Origin of the sequence: Paenibacillus sp. FSL K6-1230, from assembly GCF_038002385.1 — a bacterium.
Classification (GTDB): domain Bacteria; phylum Bacillota; class Bacilli; order Paenibacillales; family Paenibacillaceae; genus Paenibacillus; species Paenibacillus massiliensis.
The window spans coordinates 2237545-2258635 of the sequence record NZ_JBBOCK010000001.1; the positions used below are offsets into that span (position 1 = coordinate 2237545).

Consider the following 21091-nt stretch of genomic DNA (forward strand, 5'->3'; position numbering starts at 1 on the left):
GGAGGATTTATTTTACATGGCTAACCGTATTTTGATCGTTGATGATGCTGCATTTATGAGAATGATGATTCGTGACATTTTGTCCAAGAATGGCTATGAAGTGGTAGGAGAAGCACCAGATGGGGCACAAGCTGTTGAGAAGTTCAAGGAACTGCGTCCTGATCTGGTCACAATGGATATCACCATGCCAGAAATGGATGGCATTGCGGCTTTGAAAGAGATCAAGAAAATTGATGCAAATGCCAAGGTCATCATGTGCTCTGCGATGGGACAACAAGCGATGGTTATCGATGCGATTCAAGCTGGCGCAAAAGACTTCATCGTGAAGCCATTCCAATCCGATCGTGTCATTGAGGCGATCAGCAAGACGTTGAGCTAAGGCACACTGGTATGGGTACTGACCAAGGAAACCAGCTAATGTCTGGCGGAGACGATTATGGTATTGGAAATGTTATTTGGGTAATCGTCGTCCTTGCCTTCGTCATTATGCTGATCCTCTATCTGATCCGTTTCTTGAGTCGCCGGAATCAGAGTTGGTTCAGCAGCCGTTCGGTTCGTATTTTGGGTGGCGTGGGTCTGGCTCCCAACAAGTCGTTGCAGCTTATCGAGGTTGGCAGCAGTATATATCTGATTGGCGTAGGAGAAGAGATCCGTCTCATTGACAAAGTATCCGATCCCGAGGAAGTGGAGCGTATAGTGGCCGCATTCGAGCAGGAGACATCCTTGCACAGCGGCCCGTTAGCCCCGCTCGTCGCGAGGTTAACGGAAAAGCTACGCAAGAGAAATACGATAGAGTCGCAGGAACTAGAGGATGACGCTTCATTCCATGAGCTGTTTGAATCGAAGTTGCGGCAAAGGCCAGATCGCAAGGATAAATTTGAAAAGCTGCGGGATGAGGATAATACTACAGATCGGTCGGGAGAAAGATGAAGAAAAAGTTGATACTTGCTTGCCTGCTGATCGTTCTGTGTCATTTCATGTCTGTAACGATTGTGTCAGCATCAGCTGTCAATCCGATACCTGATATTAGCATAGACATCGGCAATTCAGAGAACGGGCAGCCCGGAACGACGTCGCTGTCTATAATCCTGCTTATCACCATTATGAGTATCGCACCAGCAATACTGATGCTCATGACCAGCTTTACACGGATCGTTATTGTATTAGGCTTTGTAAGAACATCTTTGGGGACGCAGCAAATGCCACCTAATCAGGTATTGGTCGGTTTGGCTTTGTTCTTAACTTTGTTCATTATGGCACCTACGTTTTCGGCGATGAATGATACGGCTTTGCAGCCTTATCTCAAAGGCGAATTGAGCCAATCAGAAGCATTGGATAAAGCACAGGAGCCGATCAAGACCTTCATGTTCACACATACAAGAGAGAAGGACCTGCTGTTGTTCATCAAGTATACGGGTTTGGAGAAGCCGAACAATCATCAGGAGATTCCGCTGAACGTACTGGTGCCTGCATTCGCAATCAGCGAATTAAAGACGGCATTCCAGATGGGCTTCATGATCTTTATACCATTTCTAATCATTGACATCGTGGTTGCGAGTACCTTGATGGCCATGGGGATGATGATGCTTCCACCTGTCATGATTTCACTGCCCTTCAAAATACTACTCTTTGTACTGGTGGACGGATGGTATTTAGTTGTTAAGTCATTATTGCTCAGCTTTAACACATGAGTAATTTCGATTCAAGTCTAGATTCAAGCCAAGGAGGCCGGAAATGTCATCAGAATTTATAATTTCTTTGGCCGCACAAGCAGTTTACACCGTGTTGAAGGCGAGTGCGCCGATGCTGATCTTGGGATTGCTTGTGGGCCTAATCGTCAGTGTGTTTCAGGCCACGACCCAGATTCAAGAGCAGACGCTCGCCTTTGTACCTAAAATTGTGGCAGTCTTGCTGGCACTGCTGTTATTTGGCCCTTGGATTCTATCGACGATGATCGATTTTACCTACGATATCCTAGACAATCTTTATAGATACATAGGGTAGGCGGAGAGCGATGCAGATCATACTTCAGAGCTTTCCTATTTTTCTGTTGATATTCTGTCGAATTACATCGTTTTTTGTAGTTGCACCAATCTTTTCTATGCGAAGTGTACCCGCTACGTACAAAGTTGGAATTTCGGCTTGTATAGCACTTATTGTATTTTTGATTTTTGGTGTGGATCAGAAGATTCCAACCGATGTCAGTTATTTTTTGCTGATTGTACGTGAGATTCTGGTGGGCTTATTGCTTGGATTTGTCGCTTACTTAATTCTGACAGCCATTCAGACGGCAGGAGCCTTTGTGGATATTCAGGTTGGCTTTGCGATGGCGAATGTATATGACCCGATGACAGGTGCCTCAGTACCAGTGACTGCAAACTTCAAATATGCTATTGCCACGTTGCTTTTTCTGACGATGAATGGTCACCATTATCTATTGGATGCGATTGTGTACAGCTACAATTGGATTCCACTGGACAATGAATTTTTCTTAAAGCTATATGCAGGTAACATTTCGGGTTTTCTGATCCGGACCTTTGCAACATCGTTCCTGTTAGCCTTTCAGATGGCGGCGCCATTTGTGGTGGCTATTTTTTTGACGGATGTCGGCCTGGGATTCCTTGCCAAGACGGCTCCACAGTTCAATATTTTCGTAATAGGAGTTCCGTTAAAAATTATTGTAGGTCTTTTTATGCTCTTGCTTTTGATGCCTAGCTTTGGTTTTGTATTCGAGCGTCTGTTCAACATGATGTTTGAGTCGATGAGAGATCTACTTAATGTAATTGGAACCCGCCCCTAATGCCGGAGGTGTGCATGTGAGACTGAGGTATACACTGGATCTGCAGCTGTTTGCTGGTGAGAAGACCGAGAAGGCTACTCCGAAGAAAAAACAGGATTCCCGAAAAGAAGGACAAGTAGCCAAAAGTATGGATGTATCAGCTGCTTCGATCCTGCTACTCGTATTCGGCTGTCTCATGATGATGGGTGACTTTTTCAAGACTCGAACAGTTGACCTCTTTGTAGATGTATTTACAAATCGGCTTACGATGGATGTTACGCAACAAAATGTCATGATGATGTTCTCGGAGTATGGAATCCAGATTGTAATGCTTCTGGCCCCGGTATTTGCCGTAGCGATGTTAGTTGGATTGCTGGCCAACTACGTTCAAATCGGCTTTCTACTAACAGGCAAGCCGCTGATGCCGAAGTTCAGTAAAATAAGCCCGATAAAAGGGTTCAAAAATATGTTTTCCATGCGTTCTATCGTAGAAATGCTGAAATCCATTTTTAAAATGACGATTATAGCTCTTCTAGTATACAACGTCGTTTGGGGCACACGCGGCAACCTTGCCAAGCTATCCGAGTTCTCAGGGGATCAAATTCTAAACTTTGCGGCAGGATTGACACTGGAGCTAGGACTCAAAATTGGCGCGTGTTTGTTTGCTCTAGCGATTTTGGATTATATTTATCAGCGCTATGAATATGAGAAGAATCTAAGAATGTCCAAGCAAGATATTAAGGATGAATATAAGAAGATGGAAGGGGACCCCTTAATCAAGGGGAAAATTCGTGAACGGCAGCGTCGGATGGCCATGCAACGCATGATGCAGGAAGTGCCTAAGGCTGATGTCATTATCACGAACCCGACTCACTTTGCTGTAGCCTTGAAGTACGAGGGCTCGGAGATGGAGGCGCCCCAGATAGTAGCAAAAGGTCAGGATTATATGGCGCTTCGCATCAAAGATATCGCTAAGCAGCATGGTGTAATGACTATGGAAAATAAGCCGCTTGCACGAGCGCTGTTTCAGCGGACCGAGGTTGGGGACTCCATCCCTGCCGACTTATTCCAAGCAGTCGCTGAAGTGCTGGCCTATGTATATAAATTAAAAGGTAAAACGAAATAACGGGATCGGAGGCCAAGAGACCATTGAAAACTAAAAATATAACTGTCCTTGTTGGTATCATCGGTATTGTACTTATGTTGATACTTCCGATCCCTGCATGGCTGCTCGATATTTTGCTGGTCATTAATATTTCGATTGCATTGATTATGCTGTTGGTGGCTATGAACACAAACGAGCCGCTCGAATTCTCGATCTTCCCGGCTCTCCTGCTCATTACGACATTGTTCCGGGTATCCCTGAACGTGTCTACGACTAAGCTGATTCTGGGCGAGGGTCATGCGGGGGAAGTAGTATCTACCTTCGGTAGCTGGGTCGCTGGAGGACAGATTGCAGTAGGCTTCGTCGTGTTCCTGATCCTCGTTGTCGTCCAGTTCATCGTCATTACGAAGGGCTCGGAGCGTGTAGCTGAGGTTGGGGCTCGATTTACCCTCGACGCTATGCCAGGTAAGCAAATGAGTATTGACGCGGATCTGAATGCAGGACTTATTAATGAACAGCAAGCTCGTGAGCGTCGCAGCAAGATCGAAAGAGAAGCTGACTTCTATGGTGCAATGGATGGTGCAAGTAAGTTCGTTAAGGGAGATGCCATAGCCAGTATCATCATTATGGTTATCAACTTGATTGGCGGTTTTATTATCGGAATGACTGTCAAGGGGATGAGCTTCGCTGATGCATTATCCACGTATTCGATTCTAACGATCGGGGACGGACTCGTGAGTCAGATTCCTGCTCTGCTTATTTCTACTGCTGCAGGGCTAATCGTTACTAGAGCTTCTTCTGATGGAAATTTGGCTGATGACCTGACAGGGCAACTTTTCAAATATCCAAAGCTTATTTATATCGTTGCTGTAACGGTTGCTCTACTCGGCTTCTTCACACCGATTCATGTGATTACGACATTGCCTCTGGCCATATTGCTCTTTTTTGTGGCCAGGAAAATGCAGCAGAATCTGGATCGGAAATCGATCGAGGAAGAACAACTGGAGGAGGAACAGCAGATTGAAGAGGTTCGAAGTCCTGAAAGTGTCATTAACCTCTTGCAAGTAGATCCAATTGAGTTCGAGTTCGGCTATGGGCTGATTCCATTAGCGGATACCCAGCAAGGAGGAGATCTGCTGGACCGGATTATTATGATACGGCGCCAATGCGCGCTGGAGATGGGACTGGTTGTACCGGTTATTCGGATCAGGGACAATATTCAATTGAAGCCCAATGAGTACATCATCAAGATAAAAGGAAATGCAGTGGGTGGCGGTGAACTGCTGCTGAATCATTATTTGGCGATGAGTCCCGGGTACGATGATGAAAGCATAACAGGCATTGAGACCACGGAACCGGCCTTTGGTCTGCCAGCATTATGGATTGATGAAGGAACCAAGGATGCGGCAGAGCTATCAGGCTATACAGTGGTTGACCCGCCATCGGTAGTTGCTACACATCTAACGGAGATGATCAAACGTCATGCACACGAATTGATTGGTAGACAGGAGACACGTGCACTTGTAGACAATCTGAAAGAGAGCTATCCGGTGCTTGTGGATGAACTGATTCCTTCCGTACTCAGCATTGGCGACGTGCAGAAGGTACTGGCTAAGCTGCTGCGGGAGAAGGTATCCATTCGGGATACTGTGACCATCTTCGAGACGCTCGCAGATTACGGAGCCTACACGAAGGACCCGGATGTGCTTACAGAATATGTGCGTCAGGCGCTATCACGTCAGATTACTCAGCAGTTCTCCAGACAAGGTGATACGCTGAAGGTGATTACAGTCGGCCCTTCGCTAGAAAAGAAGATTGCAGAAAGTGTACAGCAATCGGAGCAAGGAAGCTATCTAGCACTGGATCCTATCTCAACCCAGACGGTCTATCAGAAGATTTCAGAGCAAGTCAATCGCTTGATTCAGTCTGGTCAGCAGCCAATTTTGTTAACCTCACCAACGATTCGTATGTATTTGCGACAGGTACTGGAGCGGACCATGCAGGATGTACCGGTACTGTCATACAGTGAATTGGAGCCTAACGTTGAAATTCAAAGTGTCGGGGTGGTGAATCTATGAGGGTTAAACGGTATATCGTAAACACCATGCCGGAAGCCATGCAGCAGATTCGGGAAGACCTGGGTTCCAACGCTGTAATACTAAGTACGAAGCCTATGAAAACTGGCGGTTTCCTAGGTATGTTCCGTCAGAGAAAGATAGAGGTTATTGCTGCACTCGAAAAGGAGGCTGACTCTTCACCACGCATCAATACGGCTACAATAGCAAGACCTGCGGAGAAGCTGTTTATTGAAGAAGAGCAGCCTCCACGACCCGTGACGGTGCCACGCTCTGCCGCGCCAAACGCTTATAGAAGAGCAGCAGAGGATTATGCGCCGCCGCAGGCTCGGCCGAATACAGAACAACAGGTCAGAGCGAATGATATTCAGCTTGAGCAGAGCGTGCCGCAGGCGAAGGTCTCGGCACCTTTTTCCGAGGCTCAGATGCAGGAGCTGTTGGCTGTAGCAGGTCATCGTGCAGTCAAGAATGAACCTCCTGCATATGCTGAAGTAAGCACAGCAGACCAATCTCTATTAGAGGAAATACGCGAAATGAAGCTGATGATGACCCGCTTGTCCCGAAGCGCGGTCACGGAACCACAGCTACCAGAGCCGGCACAGCGCATTTGTGAACGCCTGATTGAACAGGATGTAGACCGCGAACTGCTGGATGATTGGCTGGAAATGGTGTATCAGCAAAGAGACCGAGAGCTGTCCAGCGCAAGTGACTTCGACTGGGAACAAGCATTTCGGGAGTTATTGAAAGGCTTCATCGACCAGCGTATTGGGGGCGGTATTGAGCTAAGCACCCGAATCATATATGTAGCGGGACCAACGGGTGTCGGCAAGACGACGACAATTGCCAAACTGGCCGCAGAGCAGCTGTTCAGATTCAATCGGAAGGTAGGGCTCATTACATCTGACACATACAGGATTTCAGCAGTTGATCAGCTTAGAACGTACGCTTCCATTCTGAATGTTCCCTTAGAGATTGTTCAATCCCCTAGTGATCTACATCGGGCCATGCAACGCCTGGAAGCCTGCGATTTGATTCTGATGGATACCGCTGGGCGGAACTACCGAAATGAGCTGCTTGTATCCGAGCTCCAAAGCCTGCTGGCTCATAGGGAGGATAGCGAAACATACCTGGTACTCAGCCTCACATCCAAAAGTAAAGATATGAAGACCATTGCACAGCATTTCAGCCAGTATCATCTGGATAAGGTCATCTTCACGAAGGCAGACGAGACAGGCAGTATTGGAGCCATGTTCAATCTCCTGCATGAGTATCCGTTGAAAATATCATATATGACCAACGGACAAAACGTTCCTGAGGATGTATTTTTGCCAGATACGAAGCGGCTACTAAATATGTTGCTTGGTGAGTCGTCATGAGTGATCAAGCTCAGATGTTGAGACAGCTGATGTCTACTTTGGATAAATATAGACTACCCCAAAGAACTGGACAGGCCAGAATCGTTACCGTAGCGAGCGGGAAAGGCGGGGTGGGCAAGTCCAATATTACGCTAAATCTTGCATTGGCCCTTCAATCGCTTGGAAGAAAGGTTTTACTTTTCGATGCGGATATTGGAATGGCTAACATTGATGTGTTAATGGGGACATCCTCTCCTTACAACCTTTCCCATGTTCTGCGACGGGAAAAGACAATGACACAGATTGTGCAAAAGGGGGCCAACTCACTCCCTTTTGTGCCAGGCGGCTCTGGTGTGAAGGAGCTGTTCTCGTTAACATCTGCTGATTTGGATTATTTTATGGAAGAAATAGAACTCCTAGCCACTGACATGGACTATGTTTTCTTTGACACCGGAGCCGGTCTGTCGATGGAGAACCTGAAATTCATCATGGCCGCGGACGAATGCTTAATTGTAACAACGCCAGAACCTACCTCCATTACAGATGCATATGCACTTATAAAGGTGGTAAGTGGCAATCAATCAGATACAAAATTTAAGATTATCGTCAACCGTGCCGATAACGATAATGAGGCCCGTCTTGTGGCTGATAAGATTTCACTAGTCACCAGTCGATTTCTGAACCTTGATATTCCGCTGCTTGGCTACATTAGTGATGATCCTCATGTGAGCGAGGCTGTCAAAAAGCAGGTCCCTTTCTCACTTGGGTTTCCAGGCTGCCCAGCGACAAGGGATCTTGTGCGCTTGGCTCATCACTATGCAGGCATGGCTTTGCCAGAGCAAAATGGAGGTACCGTGACAGGAATCAAGGGCTTCATGCAAAAATGGCTTCGATTGACAACCAAATGATTCTTGAAACGAGGACAGAGGTGTGAAATGAATGACAGTATATCGTGTACTCGTCGTTGACGATTCTGCGTTCATGAGGAAAATTTTTTCCGATCTGATCGTAGCAGACGCGTCGTTTGAAATTGCTGGGACAGCCAGCAATGGTCGTGAGGCTGTGGAACAGATTAGACACCTGAAGCCCGATCTGGTGACGATGGATGTCGAGATGCCTGAAATGAATGGCTTAGAGGCGCTAAAGCTGATTATGAAGGAATGCCCCCTTCCCGTTATTATGCTGTCTGCCATTAATGAGCAGGGGATGAAGGAGACCATCATAGCGTTGGAAACTGGGGCTTTTGATTTCATCCGCAAACCTTCAATCAGCAATTCTCACGATATTGCGAAGGTGGGGGTCGAACTGCTGGAGAGATTGAAGGCAGCTGTACAGGCGGCTGAGAGGAAGCAGGAACGCTTCAAGGAATCTTCTCAAACCGAGCCTGCACTGTCTAGCAGACCCCCGGCAGAACGCAAGCAGGATTCGCAGGTGCCTTCTCCGAAGCCATCACAATCGGAGGAATCTGTTCAAGCTGTACTTAAGGTCCCGCCTAATGCAGAGCCCAAGCCTGTCCCAGCCCAACCGCTACTTAAAAAAGAGTTGGATGAACAATCGCGCAGGACTTGGCAGGAGCTAAGTGCTTCCAAGCCTAGCGAGCCTCGTAAGACAGAGCCTCGTAGGACAGAGCCTCGCAAAGCGGAAATCGGAAAAGCACAGCCTCTCAAGAGCTTCAGTGAGAAGAAGCCTGCTGATCCTTCGGTAACGAAGAAGACCTCTGGGGTGACTGCCAAACCACCAGAGCCGGTGAAGACTACTCCAGTAGTAACAAAGGCCAATCCGCCAACCGTATCATTATTGGCAGAGGAGTCTGCAAAGAGCGTGAAGAAACCTACCGGGGGTGTCCAGTTCCGTAAGCTTGTGGCTGTCGGTTGTTCTACAGGGGGGCCGCGAGCCTTAAAGGCGTTCCTGGAACAGATTCCAGGCGATTTCCCTGCTCCCGTTGTAATTGTGCAGCACATGCCGCCGAATTTCACCCGTTCTCTTGCCCAGCGTCTGAATTCGCTAAGCGCTATTCGGGTCGTTGAGGCAGAACAAGGAATGACGTTGGAGAGTGGGACAGCCTATATCGCACCAGGCGGCTATCAGTTAAGAGTCACATCACAATCCGGCGGTAAATACGCATTCTCCTTAACGACAGAGGAGCCACGCAACGGACATAGACCTTCTGTGGACACGATGTTCGAATCACTTGCCTCGCTCACTTCACTGGAGCGACATCTGGTATTGTTGACAGGCATGGGTAGTGATGGAGCCAGAATGATGAAGAAGCTTTACGATTCGGGAGTTCGATCTACGTTTGCAGAGAATGAGGAGACTTGTGTGGTATACGGCATGCCCCGCTCTGCTGTGGAGTTGAATTGTGTGCAATACTTGTTACCTTTGCACCAGATAGCGCCAAAGCTTGTACAAGTTGTGAAATAATCGGAGTGTAACTCATGGAGGAGGTGTCTCACAATGGACATGAATCAGTATTTATCCATGTTTATTGATGAGTCGAATGATCATCTGCAGTCTCTTAACGAAAATATGCTTCAATTGGAAAGCAATCCGACTGATCTCGGAATCGTTCAAATCATTTTCCGTTCCGCCCATACTTTGAAGGGTATGGCAGCAACAATGGGCTTTGAAGACCTGGCGTCACTAACACATCAAATGGAAAATGTACTAGATCTAGTGCGCAATGAAAAGCTTGATATGCATGAGTTCATTTTCGACACCTTCTTTAAAGGGCTGGATGCATTGGAATCCATGGTCCAGAACATTATGGAGGGCGGAGACGGAAAGGCAGATGTCTCCTCAATTGTTGCCTCCCTGCAATCAATTGTGAGTGGTGATTTCAAAACAGCAAGCCCGGCCGTTGCTGAAATAGCTGCGACAGGAACCCCTGCTGAAGCTACAGTATCGTACACCAATGCAGGACTTGAACTCGATCAATACCAGTACTCAATCCTGGAGCAATCCATCAGGGAAGGTCACCGGGTACTTTATATTCAGGTTACGGTGAGTGAGGAGAGTCAACTAAAGGCTGCCCGCGCATTCATGGTGTTCAACGTTCTGGAGAACTCGGGGGAAATAGTGAAGGCTTACCCATCGGTGCAGGACATTGAACAAGAGAAATTCGACCGCGGCTTCTCGTTGTACTACATAACCCAGAAGGACGCCGCTGACCTGGAGAAAGAAATAAAAGGGATTTCCGAAATTGAAGACGCAGTGCTGACTTTGCTGGATGAGGAATCGCTCCGGCACATGACAGAAGAGAGTATGGCTGCTGCAAGAGCTGCTTCTACAGAGATGGCTGCAGCTGTAGCTGAGGCAGTGACGCCAGTTATAGCTCCTACAGCTGCTACTGTACAACCAACTGCAGCTCCAAAGACTGCCAAGGCGGCTAGTAGTCCTGCGAAGAATGGAGCAGCAGCTCAGAGCCGTACGATCCGCGTGGATATTGAACGTCTGGACGTCCTGATGAACCTCTTCAGTGAGCTTCTGATTGATCGTGTTCGTCTGGAGCAGCTGGCTTCGGAAGTGGGCAGTCAGTCCTTGACGGAGACGGTTGAGCACATGAGCCGTGTCAGCTCAGACCTGCAAAACATTGTTCTGAAGCTACGGATGGTTCCGATCGACACGGTATTTAATCGGTTCCCTCGAATGGTTCGTGATCTGGCAAAGACGCTGGACAAGAAGCTGGAGCTTATCATTACTGGCGCGGAGACTGAGCTGGACCGCACAGTCATTGATGAGATTGGGGATCCGCTGGTTCACTTGCTGCGTAACTCAGTAGACCATGGTATCGAATCCGCTGCCGATCGTATTGCTGCTGGCAAGCCGGAGATTGGTACAGTAAACCTTCGTGCCTTCCATAGTGGGAACAATGTCTTCATTGAGATCGAAGATGATGGCGCTGGTATTAACCGTGACAAGGTGCTGGGAAATGCCATCAAGAAAGGCATCATTACGCAGGAGCAGGCTGACGCTATGAGCGATGAGGAAGCCTACCAGATTCTATTCGCTCCGGGCTTTAGTACTGCAGAGGTCATCTCCGACGTATCTGGTCGTGGCGTAGGACTGGACGTGGTCAAATCCAAGATTACATCACTCGGCGGTAATGTTACGATATTCTCGACACCTGGAAAAGGTACCAATTTCTCTGTACAGCTCCCGCTGACCTTGTCGATTATCGCAGCCATGATGGTGCAGATTGGTTCCGAGAAATATGCCATTCCGCTCTCCTCAATCCTGGAGACAGCTATTATCAAGCGCAACCGTATCCGGAATGTACATGGTAACAAGATGATCTCATACCGTGAATTCACGATTCCGTTGATCTCTCTGAGTGAAGTGTTCGAGGTACCTGATTTTAATGAAAACGAAGAGGAAGAGACAGAAATCGTAGTCATCCGCAAAGGGGATCGACTTGCTGCGATTTCAGTGCAGGATTTCCTTGGACAAAGTGAAATTGTCATTAAAAATATGGGGAAATATCTGCCGGCCATTCAAGGGATTTCAGGTGCAACCATTCTTGGAGACGGTCAGGTAGCACTCATTCTTGACCCGAATGTTTTCATTAAATAAAGCTGCTTAACTCATTGGAGGAGGTCTTTAGACATGGGAGAAGAGATTAAAGTTATCGTCTTTAAACTGGGGAACGAGGAATACGGTATTGAGGTAGATAAGGTTCAGTCCATCGAACGGATGGTGCCGATTACGCGGGTACCGAAGACTTACACCTTCGTGAAGGGTGTGTTCAATATGCGTGGGGTCGTGATCCCAGTCATCGACCTGCGTGGACGCTTTGGCCTTCCTGAAGCAGAATATACGGACCAGACGCGGATTGTCATTGTGGCTGTAAATGAGATGCAAGTAGGCTTTATCGTAGATTCTGCGAATGATGTTATTGATCTCAATACAGACAGTATTGAGACTCCACCAGAGGTCGTTGGCGGCGTGAAAGCCAGATACCTACGTGGTGTAGCGAAGATCAGCGAAGAACGTCTGCTGATTATGCTGAATCTTGCAGAAGTCTTGAATAAGAGCGAGATTGTCCAGCTGGAAAGTATTGAGGACTAAGCCGTGTTTAATCATTTGGAGGATTTCAAGCTAGATGTGCTGAAGGAAGTTGGCAATATCGGAGCAGGGAATGCGGCGACAGCCCTATCCCGTCTCCTGGATAAGCCAATTGACATGGGTGTTCCCAAGGTACAGCTTCTTCCATTCGAGGAGATAGCCGAGAAAGTAGGCGGGCCTGAGCGGCTTGTCATTGCTATTTTTTTTAGAGTGGAGGGAGAGGTCCCTGGCAATCTGTTCTTTATTCTCTCTCCTGAAGCCGCCAAAAGTCTGGTGCGCAGATTAGCAGGAATTGAGTCGGACGATGACGAAACATTTAATGAGATGGAACATTCAGCTCTTTCGGAAATTGGCAACATTCTGGCAGGCTCTTATCTGTCCTCATTGGCGGACTTTACCAAGCTGTCCATGTTCCCTACCGTACCGGGACTTGCGATGGATATGGCTGGTGCTATCCTGAGCTATGGACTCTTGCAATTCGGCCAAATGGGTAACGACGCCTTGTTGATTGACACAGCTTTTCTAGAAGGGCAGGATCAGATTGAGGGACAATTCTTCCTGATTCCCGATCCAGAATCCTTTGCGAAAATATTTGAGTCACTAGGAGTCCGTTAAATCATGATTGAGGAAAAGAACATCATTAAAGTCGGAATGGCTGATTTAAACGTGGCTAGTTCTACAGACTTAATCCGAACTACAGGCCTTGGCTCCTGTGTCGGATTAACGATGTACGATCCTAATCTGAGGCTGGCAGGCATGGCACATGTCATGCTGCCCTCCTCGGAGATTGCCCGTGAAGGAAATCTGAATATTGCCAAATATGCTGACACAGCCCTTCCGGAGCTGCTGAATCGCTTGATTTCCATGGGAGCATCCAAGCACCGGATTGTTGCCAAGATGGCTGGTGGCTCTCAGATGTTTGCATTTGCTGGCAGCGGGGATACGATGAGAATCGGTCCCCGGAATGTGGAATCCTGTCGGGATGTCCTGCTGGATCTGAAGATCCCACTGCTAGGTGAAGACACTGGCGGAAGTGTCGGCAGAACAATTGAATTGAATTGTGAGACTGGCGTTTTGAGTATTCGGAGCGTACAAAAAGGTGTAAAGGAACTGTAAACTATGCTATTTGGAAGCTTGCGCATTAATCTGTGGTCTGGAATATTTGGGTTTGTGCTGACATTCTTGTTATCTACCGGCAAAAACTTGCTGGTGACGAGCTTCATACGTGGCATAATTGCTTTTGTGGTATGGTTTATCCTGGCTTATCTGGTTCGCTGGGTGATCGGGTATGTATCCAGACCAGATTTGTCGTCTGCCGGGCTGTCTAACATGAGGCAGGACGGGCAGGAGCAAGGTCTCGGCACCAATCTGGACCTGGTTACTCCTGATGAGGGTGAAGATCTGAACAACATGCTGAAGCCAAAGCCGGAACCTGATCCGGCACAAGCAGCATTCACGCCTTTGAACCCGCCCAAGCTAGTTACAACCAAGGAACCTGAGGAATTGGCCAAGGCCGTTCGTCACCTGACAGACCAATAAGGAAGGGTGAACTCGATGAACGAGCGAAAAGCCGCTCATTTGAATTACTCGGAGCTGTGGGAGCAATGGAAAGAACATGGTGAAGTGGAAGCCAAAAAGCAGTTAATCGAGAACTATCTTCCCATCGTGGACTACGTCTCTGGCCGTCTGGCTGTGGGCTTGCCCAAGAATGTCTCCAAAGATGATCTGGCCAGCAATGGGGTAATGGGCTTGATTGACGCTATTGAAAAGTTTGACTACGAGCGAGGCTTGCAATTTGAGACCTACGCCTCCTGGCGTGTACGTGGCGCCATTCTGGACGGTCTTCGTCAGGGAGATTGGGTCCCGCGTTCGGTTAGAGAAAAAGCTAAACGGATTGAGGATGCCTATCAGCATCTGGAGCAGCGTTATCTCAGATCCGTAAGCGATGAAGAGATGAGCAATTACTTGGACATCTCGGAGAAGGAATTCAATACGATGTTGCAGGAAGTAGCGGTCATGTCCATTTGTTCTCTGGAGGACCCGATTCGGGAAGAGGAATCCGAGACTAGACTTTCTCTGTTGGTAGATGAAAAAGCGAAAAATCCGGATCATAAGGTCAATGAATTTTACTTAAAGGAAGCCTTGGTCCAAGGCATTGATAAGCTTACAGAGAAAGAACGTACGGTAGTATCCCTCTTGTATTATGAGGATTTATCCTTAAGCGAGATTGCTGAGGTAATGTCGCTCTCCCCATCCCGCATTTCCCAGCTGCATTCCAAGGCAATTCTTCGCTTACGTGCAGCCCTAGACAAGCAAAAGGATCTGTTAATGAGCAAGGATTAAAGATAAATCGGAATGAACTGATGCAAAGGGGGCTAATTGCAATGGAGCAGCCACATACCTTAGAATCTGTACTTAAAATTACACAATCTGCTGATAAAAGCGCTGCATATCTTGAGTTCGTCAAGCCGGTGGAGGATTTCACTTGCTCATTGCCGGAGCTGGAGCAGTTCGTGGAACGTAATCAGATTCGCTTTGGTATCATCGATGCAGCACTGGCTGAATTTTGTGTTAGGCCGGAGCTGTTTTTGCATACCAAGACACTGATTGCCAAAGGAAAGCAACCGATTCACGGTGTAGATGGCTATGTCATGTATGCAGATGTTATGCTGCAGGATGATGAGCATAAGCCACTTGAACATAACAACGGAGTAGTAGACTATAAAGAACTAACCAGGCTGAAGAATGTGCGTAAAGGTCAGTTAATCGCTGAGTTGGTAGCTCCTGAACCTGGAGTGCCTGGTATTGCGGTCACGAATGAGGAGATTCCTTATAAGGAAGGTAAACAGGCAAGATTCAAGGTTGGAAAAAACGTAGTTATTCATCCTGAAGGAATCGCCATGTATGCGGCAATTGATGGCCTGGTTACCAAAACAGACAACGATAAGATTAATGTTTTTCCGGTCTACGAAATCAATGGAGATGTTGATTACAGCATTGGCAATGTTGATTTTGTTGGTACTGTGGTCATCCGTGGAAACGTGCTGACAGGCTTTCGTGTCCGAGCAGATGGGGATATCCGTGTCATCGGAGGCGTCGAGGGGGCTGAAATTGAAGCCTCAGGCTCCGTAGAGATCAGCAGTGGCATCATCGGTTACAACAAAGGACATGTCAAGGCTGGGCAGGATGTCAAATGCTCATTTATTCAGGATGGCAATGTCATTGCAGGAGTGGATATTCTTGTATCCCAGAGCATCATGCATTCCCATGTAAGGGCCGGAAGAAACGTAACTTGTGGTGGTCCGAAGGGCCTGATTGTTGGCGGAAGTATTCAGGCGGGCGAAAGGGTAAGTGCACGCACGGTGGGGAATACAATGTCCACCTTGACTTCCATTGAAGTAGGCGTGTTGCCAGAATTGCGTAATGAATTAACAACATTGCGGGACCAGTTGAAGCTGCAACTGGCCAGCATGGACAAGACAAATAAAGCGCTTCATATTTTGGACCAATTGGCAGCAGCCGGTCAATTGACCCCTGATAAGCTGGCGATGCGAGTAAAGCTCTCAGCTACTCAGAAATCCAGCGAGCGTGAAGCCGGTGAAATCAAGGTTCGCATTTTTGAAATTGAGAAAATGCTGGAGGATACCACCATGGCAAAGGTAGAGGTTAAGAATGTCATTTATGGTGGCTCTAAAATAGTTATCGGCAGATACACGAAATATATTAAAGATCCGGTATCAAGAATGTCATTTTATTATTTTGACGGAGATATCACTATGTCAGCTTTGGCCTAATAGCTTGTTCAGTTGAACTGATCGTTTGCAGACATCACGTGTGCTACTTGAGTCGACTGTTGCAAAATGCAAACCAGTGAAGGGTGTGGTGATGATGAGTTTGAAAGCCGTTGAATTGCAGATAGCCGTGCCTCGTACAAGTGAAGCAGGGAGGTATCAAAGCGAATATCGGCATAGAGCTATGAATGAACAATCACATCTTGGAGAACAGGCAATAAAAGATGCTGATGCCGAGCGGAATAAGCCGGTCAACGTCTCGGAATCCTCGGAGGCCTTCGTGAAGCTGAAGGACCAGGAGGACGGACAACAGCAGTCGCAACGACATCGGGATCAGAAGGCTCGCACTCAGACCGAGTCAGCAGAAGAGCCGAAGGCAGAGCATCCGTACAAAGGACACCATCTGGACCTGTCGCTATAGCAGAAAATCATCATAAGAAGGAGAAGATGGGTTGTGGAGCCATGGATCATGATTGCCCTGCTGGGGCTGGCGCTCATGCTATATGCTTGGATGCTGCCAAAGAATCAGAATGCACAAGCCTCGGACGAAAAGGTCCTGAGTAATGTAGAGGCTACGCTTGAGCAATACATGGCTGACATTGAGCATGGTAACGATGAGCTCATTGAGATCGTAACTCAGATCAAGAGTGAGCATGCAGCGAAGAATGCTGCTTTGCAAGAACAGGTTATAGAGCTGAGGCAGCGCGTCGTGGATCTGGAACGGACAGGTAGCGAGCCCGTTGAATTGTCGAAGCAAGCTGCAGATTTCATCCAGTTCCAGGAGAGGCAAGCTGCGAATTTGGTCGTAGCTGAACAAGAAGCCGCGATTACGGAGGAAGCAGTGCTTCAGGCAGAAGAGTCGGAGGTGGCTGTTCCAGAGACAAGGCCAAGCATACGGGATCGTTATCCCGAATTGTTTGCTTTATACGGGCAAGGAAAGTCTGTCGATTTCATCGTGAAGCAGACAGGAATTCAGCGCGGAGAGGTCCAGTTGATTTTACAGCTTGCCGAGCAGGAGGACCAGCATGATTAAAAAACGTTTATTTATTTTTGGGCTTGGTACAGGCTTGATCGCTGGTGCTCTGTTGCTGCAGCTAGCCCTTATTGGTCAGGCACAGAGCGTGTCCTCCATGAATACGCAAGAGCTGACACGCGAGCAACTGGAGGAAGCTGCTGCGAGACTGGACCTGAAGGTGATTGAAAGCTCAGAGGAGCTTATGACAGAGGATGAGTGGCGTGAAAAGGTCATTGAGCAAGGCAACAAAACGCCTGCTGATCCGACAGCTCCAGACACGGCAAATCCCTCTCAGGAGCCATCAACCCCTTCGGAACCACAAAGCTCTGCTCCCCAGGAGACGAATAAGCAGCAGACAGCAGCAGTGAAGGCAGTGGATACACCTAAGGAGGCAGTGGCACCGCAGCAGGCAAAGGCCGCGAAGCAACTTGTCACCTTTCGGATTGCTCCAGGCAAGAATCTGACCGCAGTAGCAGAGGAACTGGAGAAGTCAGGGGTTGTGCAGAGTGCCAGTGACTTCATGGAGGCAGCTAATGCCAAGAAAATAAACCGCAAAATTCGCTCTGGTACCTATACGCTTGAAAAAGGTGAGAGCCTGAATTCCATCATTACCAAATTCACGACCGTCCCTTCCCGATAAGACTATCGGACAGGGGACGGTTTTATTGTTGCAAGGAGCTTTGTGTTATGGTATATTAAATGACGGTGTTAAAAACACACGTCGATTAATTTTGCAAAGGGGTGCTTCTGTAAGGAAGTCTTTGTGGAAAATGATGTCGACGGAGGATACACTAAAAAACCAAATTTAGGAGGTGCGTGAAGATGGCAGTAATCTCCATGAAACAGCTTCTGGAAGCTGGGGTTCATTTCGGACACCAAACTCGTCGCTGGAACCCAAAAATGGATCGTTATATCTTCACTGAAAGAAACGGTATTTACATCATTGACTTGCAAAAGACAGTGAAAAAGGTAGAGGAAGCTTACAACTTCGTTAAAAGCATCGCAGCTGATAACGGCACAATCCTGTTTGTAGGGACTAAGAAACAAGCACAGGATTCTGTAAAAGAAGAAGCTACTCGTGCTGGTCAATTCTACATCAACCAACGTTGGTTGGGTGGAACATTGACTAACTTCCAAACTATTCAAAAACGTATTGATCGCCTGAAACAACTGGAAACTTGGGAAGAGGACGGTACATTCGAAGTTCTTCCTAAGAAAGAAGTCATCCTTCTCCGCAAAGAGAAAGATCGTCTTGAGAAATTCCTGGGCGGTATCAAAAACATGAAGGGTCTGCCAAGTGCCCTGTTCATCATCGATCCTCGTAAAGAGCGCATCGCTGTAGCAGAAGCACGCAAATTGGGTATCCCAATTGTTGGTATCGTTGATACGAACTGTGATCCGGACGAAATCGACTACGTTATCCCTGGTAACGACGATGCGATCCGTGCAGTTAAATTGCTGACTGGCAAAATGGCTGACGCTGTTATGGAAGCAAACCAAGGCGAAGAGACAACTGCTTAATTAGCCCTGGATTGCTAATACACATGAATTAAATGAAAAGGGTGGTTGGTAGGTGGAAGCCTTTCACTACCCTTTTTTTAAGGAATAAATTCAGCCTTGCGTTAAAGCAAAAGGAATTAAATTCAATTTTGGAGGGAATTAAATATGGCAGTTAATGCTAGCGCAGTAAAAGAACTTCGTGAAAAAACAGGCGCAGGAATGCTCGATTGCAAAAAAGCACTCGAAGAAACAAACGGTGATTTGACGAAAGCAATCGAATTCCTGCGTGAAAAAGGTCTGGCAGCAGCAGCGAACAAAGCTGGCCGTATCGCAACTGAAGGTGTAGTTGAATCTTACATCCACGCTGGCGGTAGAATTGGTGTGCTGGTAGAAATCAACTGTGAGACTGACTTCGTAGCGAAGACAGACCAATTCAGAGAGTTCGTGCGCGACATCGCGATGCATATCGCAGCTTCCAACCCTCGCTTTGTACGTCGTGAAGAAGTATCCGCAGAAGAGCTTGAGAAAGAGAAGGAAATTCTGAAAGCTCAAGCGCTGAACGAAGGTAAGCCAGCTAACATCGTTGAGAAAATGGTGGAAGGCCGCATCAGCAAGTACTACGAAGAGTTCTGCTTGATGGAGCAATCCTTTGTTAAAGATCCAGACAAGACAATCGCTACACTGCTGAACGAAAAAATCAGCACGATTGGTGAGAACATCTCCATTCGTCGTTTTGTTCGTTACGAGCTGGGCGAAGGTCTGGAGAAGAAAGAAGACAACTTCTACGAAGAAGTTATGTCTCAAGTTAAGCAATAATGATAGCCCCTCGGGGTCTATAGTACATTAGACACAGAATTGGAACACGGCAACAGCAGTGTTCCTTTTCTTTAGATTATAGAATGAATAAGATTTCAGCCGAACTGAAATGCTTCTATAATCGCAAGGAAAACAACTACGATATGTGGTCTGTCTTACAGCTCCTTGACAGCATAAGCTTCCTGCGGGCACGATCCTTCGGTCCCCGGACGGGGCCAGGCTCCGTCAGGAGCTTTTGTTTCGTCAGGCGCATTAACAAATATGGAATATCAATGGAGGTTGAACATTTGGAAAGTCCAGTATTTAAACGTGTTGTCCTGAAGGTTAGTGGTGAATCATTATCGGGTCCAAATGGATACGGAATTGATGCCGATACGATTGCGTCGATTGCCCAACAGGTTAAAGATGTAGTAGAGTTGGGTGTAGAGGTAGCGATTGTGTGCGGAGGCGGGAATATTTGGCGGGGGATTGCTGGCAGCGCCAACGGTATTGACCGTGCAACGGCTGATTATATGGGCATGCTGGCCACCGTCATGAACTCACTGGCATTGCAGGATGCCCTAGAGCAGATTGACGTTCCTACTCGCGTACAGACCTCCATTGCCATGCAACAAATTGCTGAGCCATACATACGGCGCAGAGCGATTCGCCATTTGGAGAAGGGCAGAGTAGTTATTTTTGCGGCAGGTACAGGTAACCCATTCTTCTCTACAGATACGACAGCAGCTCTTCGTGCGGCTGAAATTGAAGCTGAAGTCATTCTGATGGCCAAGAACAAAGTGGACGGAGTATACTCAGCAGATCCATTCAAGGATAGCACTGCTAAGAAGTATGAGCAGCTGACCTACCTGGATGTTCTGAACAAGAATCTGGGCGTAATGGACTCTACAGCTTCATCCCTCTGCATGGATAATAATATCCCGTTGATCGTGTTCGCGATCACGGAGCAAGGCAACATCAAACGTGTTGTGCTTGGCGAGAAAATCGGTACAATTGTAAAAGGGAGTGTAGACTAATGCCACAAGCGATTAAAAAGAACGCAGAGGAGCGTATGGATAAAGCGATCCAGGCACTCAAACGGGACCTGGCAACACTGCGTGCAGGTCGAGCGACCCCTAGTCTTCTCGATCGGATTCAGGTAGAATATTATGGAGCGCCGACACCGGTGAACCAGTTGGCGAACATTAACACGCCAGATTCTCGTACACTCATGATTCAGCCTTGGGATAAGTCCTCGTTGGCTGACATCGAGCGTGCTATTCAGAAATCGGATCTGGGTCTGACTCCGTCAAATGACGGTAACCAGATTCGTCTGAGCATCCCGGCGTTAACGGAAGAGCGCCGTGTGGAGCTCGTGAAGATGACAAAGAAGTTCGGTGAAGAAGCCAAAGTTGCCGTGCGTAATATTCGTCGTGATGCTAATGATGATATCAAAAAGCTGGAGAAGACAGATATTTCTGAGGACGAGTCTCGTCGCCATCAGGATGATATTCAGAAAGCAACAGATAAATTCATTGCAGAGGTAGATAAAGTACTCGCTGCGAAAGAAAAAGAAATCATGGAAGTATAAGTGAGAGACCTCGGACCCCTC

Annotated in this window: 24 protein-coding genes; all 24 read left to right on the forward strand. The window is 47.5% G+C overall.

The genetic code is table 11. The features are described 5' to 3' along the window. Positions 1 to 16 precede the first annotated feature (16 nt). Positions 17 to 379, forward strand: a complete 363-nt coding sequence (locus MKX74_RS09875) for a response regulator (RefSeq protein ID WP_028589388.1) — start codon at positions 17 to 19, stop codon at positions 377 to 379. Between the two features lie 38 nt (positions 380 to 417). After that, complete coding sequence (locus MKX74_RS09880) at positions 418 to 930, forward strand: flagellar biosynthetic protein FliO (RefSeq protein ID WP_036634111.1); 513 nt, start codon at positions 418 to 420, stop codon at positions 928 to 930. Then, complete coding sequence (gene fliP, locus MKX74_RS09885) at positions 927 to 1691, forward strand: flagellar type III secretion system pore protein FliP (RefSeq protein WP_028589386.1); 765 nt, start codon at positions 927 to 929, stop codon at positions 1689 to 1691. Before MKX74_RS09880 ends, fliP begins: the two co-directional genes overlap by 4 nt. Before the next feature lie 43 nt (positions 1692 to 1734). After that, positions 1735 to 2004 carry a flagellar biosynthesis protein FliQ gene (gene fliQ, locus MKX74_RS09890; RefSeq protein WP_341178240.1) on the forward strand — a complete coding sequence of 90 codons (270 nt, stop codon included), beginning with the start codon at positions 1735 to 1737 and terminating at the stop codon, positions 2002 to 2004. Between the two features lie 10 nt (positions 2005 to 2014). Then, complete coding sequence (gene fliR / locus MKX74_RS09895) at positions 2015 to 2800, forward strand: flagellar biosynthetic protein FliR (protein WP_133567863.1); 786 nt, start codon at positions 2015 to 2017, stop codon at positions 2798 to 2800. A 16-nt stretch (positions 2801 to 2816) separates the two neighbouring features. Further along, complete coding sequence (flhB, locus tag MKX74_RS09900; protein WP_028589383.1) at positions 2817 to 3905, forward strand: flagellar biosynthesis protein FlhB; 1089 nt, start codon at positions 2817 to 2819, stop codon at positions 3903 to 3905. Between the two features lie 23 nt (positions 3906 to 3928). After that, the gene (gene flhA / locus MKX74_RS09905) at positions 3929 to 5962 is read left to right on the forward strand and encodes a flagellar biosynthesis protein FlhA (RefSeq protein ID WP_341178241.1); all 2034 of its coding nucleotides are present in this window, start codon (positions 3929 to 3931) and stop codon (positions 5960 to 5962) included. Further along, on the forward strand, positions 5959 to 7335 hold the full coding sequence (flhF, locus tag MKX74_RS09910; protein WP_341178242.1) for a flagellar biosynthesis protein FlhF: 1377 nt from the start codon (positions 5959 to 5961) through the stop codon (positions 7333 to 7335). The genes flhA and flhF overlap by 4 nt, the downstream gene beginning before the upstream one ends. Beyond that, entirely contained in the window at positions 7332 to 8222 is an 891-nt protein-coding gene (locus tag MKX74_RS09915; RefSeq protein WP_341178243.1) for a MinD/ParA family protein, read from the forward strand. The genes flhF and MKX74_RS09915 overlap by 4 nt, the downstream gene beginning before the upstream one ends. Before the next feature lie 31 nt (positions 8223 to 8253). Beyond that, positions 8254 to 9738: a protein-glutamate methylesterase/protein-glutamine glutaminase gene (locus MKX74_RS09920; protein ID WP_341178244.1), complete on the forward strand. Its 1485-nt coding sequence runs from the start codon at positions 8254 to 8256 to the stop codon at positions 9736 to 9738. 33 nt (positions 9739 to 9771) lie between these two features. Beyond that, positions 9772 to 11886: a chemotaxis protein CheA gene (locus MKX74_RS09925; RefSeq protein ID WP_341178245.1), complete on the forward strand. Its 2115-nt coding sequence runs from the start codon at positions 9772 to 9774 to the stop codon at positions 11884 to 11886. 33 nt (positions 11887 to 11919) lie between these two features. Further along, the gene (locus tag MKX74_RS09930) at positions 11920 to 12381 is read left to right on the forward strand and encodes a chemotaxis protein CheW (protein WP_028589377.1); all 462 of its coding nucleotides are present in this window, start codon (positions 11920 to 11922) and stop codon (positions 12379 to 12381) included. 3 nt (positions 12382 to 12384) lie between these two features. Then, positions 12385 to 12993 (forward strand): chemotaxis protein CheC, encoded by a 609-nt coding sequence (locus MKX74_RS09935; RefSeq protein ID WP_018883384.1) that lies wholly within the window; start codon positions 12385 to 12387, stop codon positions 12991 to 12993. Positions 12994 to 12996: 3 nt separating this feature from the next. Next, positions 12997 to 13494 (forward strand): chemotaxis protein CheD, encoded by a 498-nt coding sequence (locus MKX74_RS09940; protein WP_018883383.1) that lies wholly within the window; start codon positions 12997 to 12999, stop codon positions 13492 to 13494. A 3-nt stretch (positions 13495 to 13497) separates the two neighbouring features. Continuing rightward, entirely contained in the window at positions 13498 to 13917 is a 420-nt protein-coding gene (locus MKX74_RS09945; RefSeq protein WP_018883382.1) for a hypothetical protein, read from the forward strand. 15 nt (positions 13918 to 13932) lie between these two features. Further along, on the forward strand, positions 13933 to 14721 hold the full coding sequence (locus MKX74_RS09950; RefSeq protein WP_018883381.1) for a FliA/WhiG family RNA polymerase sigma factor: 789 nt from the start codon (positions 13933 to 13935) through the stop codon (positions 14719 to 14721). 41 nt (positions 14722 to 14762) lie between these two features. Continuing rightward, on the forward strand, positions 14763 to 16172 hold the full coding sequence (locus MKX74_RS09955) for a DUF342 domain-containing protein (RefSeq protein ID WP_341178246.1): 1410 nt from the start codon (positions 14763 to 14765) through the stop codon (positions 16170 to 16172). A 91-nt stretch (positions 16173 to 16263) separates the two neighbouring features. Then, positions 16264 to 16590, forward strand: a complete 327-nt coding sequence (locus tag MKX74_RS09960; RefSeq protein ID WP_226383531.1) for a hypothetical protein — start codon at positions 16264 to 16266, stop codon at positions 16588 to 16590. A gap of 33 nt (positions 16591 to 16623) precedes the next feature. Beyond that, positions 16624 to 17202 (forward strand): hypothetical protein, encoded by a 579-nt coding sequence (locus tag MKX74_RS09965; RefSeq protein WP_028589373.1) that lies wholly within the window; start codon positions 16624 to 16626, stop codon positions 17200 to 17202. Beyond that, positions 17195 to 17824 (forward strand): endolytic transglycosylase MltG, encoded by a 630-nt coding sequence (locus tag MKX74_RS09970; protein ID WP_018883377.1) that lies wholly within the window; start codon positions 17195 to 17197, stop codon positions 17822 to 17824. Before MKX74_RS09965 ends, MKX74_RS09970 begins: the two co-directional genes overlap by 8 nt. Positions 17825 to 18006: 182 nt before the next feature. Beyond that, positions 18007 to 18705: a 30S ribosomal protein S2 gene (gene rpsB, locus MKX74_RS09975; protein WP_018883376.1), complete on the forward strand. Its 699-nt coding sequence runs from the start codon at positions 18007 to 18009 to the stop codon at positions 18703 to 18705. Between the two features lie 144 nt (positions 18706 to 18849). Further along, positions 18850 to 19500, forward strand: a complete 651-nt coding sequence (gene tsf, locus MKX74_RS09980; RefSeq protein WP_018883375.1) for a translation elongation factor Ts — start codon at positions 18850 to 18852, stop codon at positions 19498 to 19500. A 287-nt stretch (positions 19501 to 19787) separates the two neighbouring features. After that, on the forward strand, positions 19788 to 20516 hold the full coding sequence (pyrH, locus tag MKX74_RS09985; RefSeq protein WP_018883374.1) for a UMP kinase: 729 nt from the start codon (positions 19788 to 19790) through the stop codon (positions 20514 to 20516). Then, positions 20516 to 21070: a ribosome recycling factor gene (frr, locus tag MKX74_RS09990; protein WP_018883373.1), complete on the forward strand. Its 555-nt coding sequence runs from the start codon at positions 20516 to 20518 to the stop codon at positions 21068 to 21070. The genes pyrH and frr overlap by 1 nt, the downstream gene beginning before the upstream one ends. Positions 21071 to 21091 lie beyond the last annotated feature (21 nt).

Coding starts and splice junctions, on each gene's coding strand:
- MKX74_RS09940 (WP_018883383.1), top strand. CDS start 12,997: ATGATTGAGGAAAAGAACATCATTAAAGTCGGAATGGCTGATTTAAAC.
- rpsB (WP_018883376.1), top strand. CDS start 18,007: ATGGCAGTAATCTCCATGAAACAGCTTCTGGAAGCTGGGGTTCATTTC.
- MKX74_RS09915 (WP_341178243.1), top strand. CDS start 7,332: ATGAGTGATCAAGCTCAGATGTTGAGACAGCTGATGTCTACTTTGGAT.
- MKX74_RS09920 (WP_341178244.1), top strand. CDS start 8,254: ATGACAGTATATCGTGTACTCGTCGTTGACGATTCTGCGTTCATGAGG.
- frr (WP_018883373.1), top strand. CDS start 20,516: ATGCCACAAGCGATTAAAAAGAACGCAGAGGAGCGTATGGATAAAGCG.
- fliQ (WP_341178240.1), top strand. CDS start 1,735: ATGTCATCAGAATTTATAATTTCTTTGGCCGCACAAGCAGTTTACACC.
- MKX74_RS09930 (WP_028589377.1), top strand. CDS start 11,920: ATGGGAGAAGAGATTAAAGTTATCGTCTTTAAACTGGGGAACGAGGAA.
- flhF (WP_341178242.1), top strand. CDS start 5,959: ATGAGGGTTAAACGGTATATCGTAAACACCATGCCGGAAGCCATGCAG.
- MKX74_RS09955 (WP_341178246.1), top strand. CDS start 14,763: ATGGAGCAGCCACATACCTTAGAATCTGTACTTAAAATTACACAATCT.
- MKX74_RS09960 (WP_226383531.1), top strand. CDS start 16,264: ATGATGAGTTTGAAAGCCGTTGAATTGCAGATAGCCGTGCCTCGTACA.
- MKX74_RS09950 (WP_018883381.1), top strand. CDS start 13,933: ATGAACGAGCGAAAAGCCGCTCATTTGAATTACTCGGAGCTGTGGGAG.
- MKX74_RS09875 (WP_028589388.1), top strand. CDS start 17: ATGGCTAACCGTATTTTGATCGTTGATGATGCTGCATTTATGAGAATG.
- MKX74_RS09925 (WP_341178245.1), top strand. CDS start 9,772: ATGGACATGAATCAGTATTTATCCATGTTTATTGATGAGTCGAATGAT.
- MKX74_RS09880 (WP_036634111.1), top strand. CDS start 418: ATGTCTGGCGGAGACGATTATGGTATTGGAAATGTTATTTGGGTAATC.
- fliP (WP_028589386.1), top strand. CDS start 927: ATGAAGAAAAAGTTGATACTTGCTTGCCTGCTGATCGTTCTGTGTCAT.
- MKX74_RS09945 (WP_018883382.1), top strand. CDS start 13,498: ATGCTATTTGGAAGCTTGCGCATTAATCTGTGGTCTGGAATATTTGGG.
- MKX74_RS09970 (WP_018883377.1), top strand. CDS start 17,195: ATGATTAAAAAACGTTTATTTATTTTTGGGCTTGGTACAGGCTTGATC.
- tsf (WP_018883375.1), top strand. CDS start 18,850: ATGGCAGTTAATGCTAGCGCAGTAAAAGAACTTCGTGAAAAAACAGGC.
- fliR (WP_133567863.1), top strand. CDS start 2,015: ATGCAGATCATACTTCAGAGCTTTCCTATTTTTCTGTTGATATTCTGT.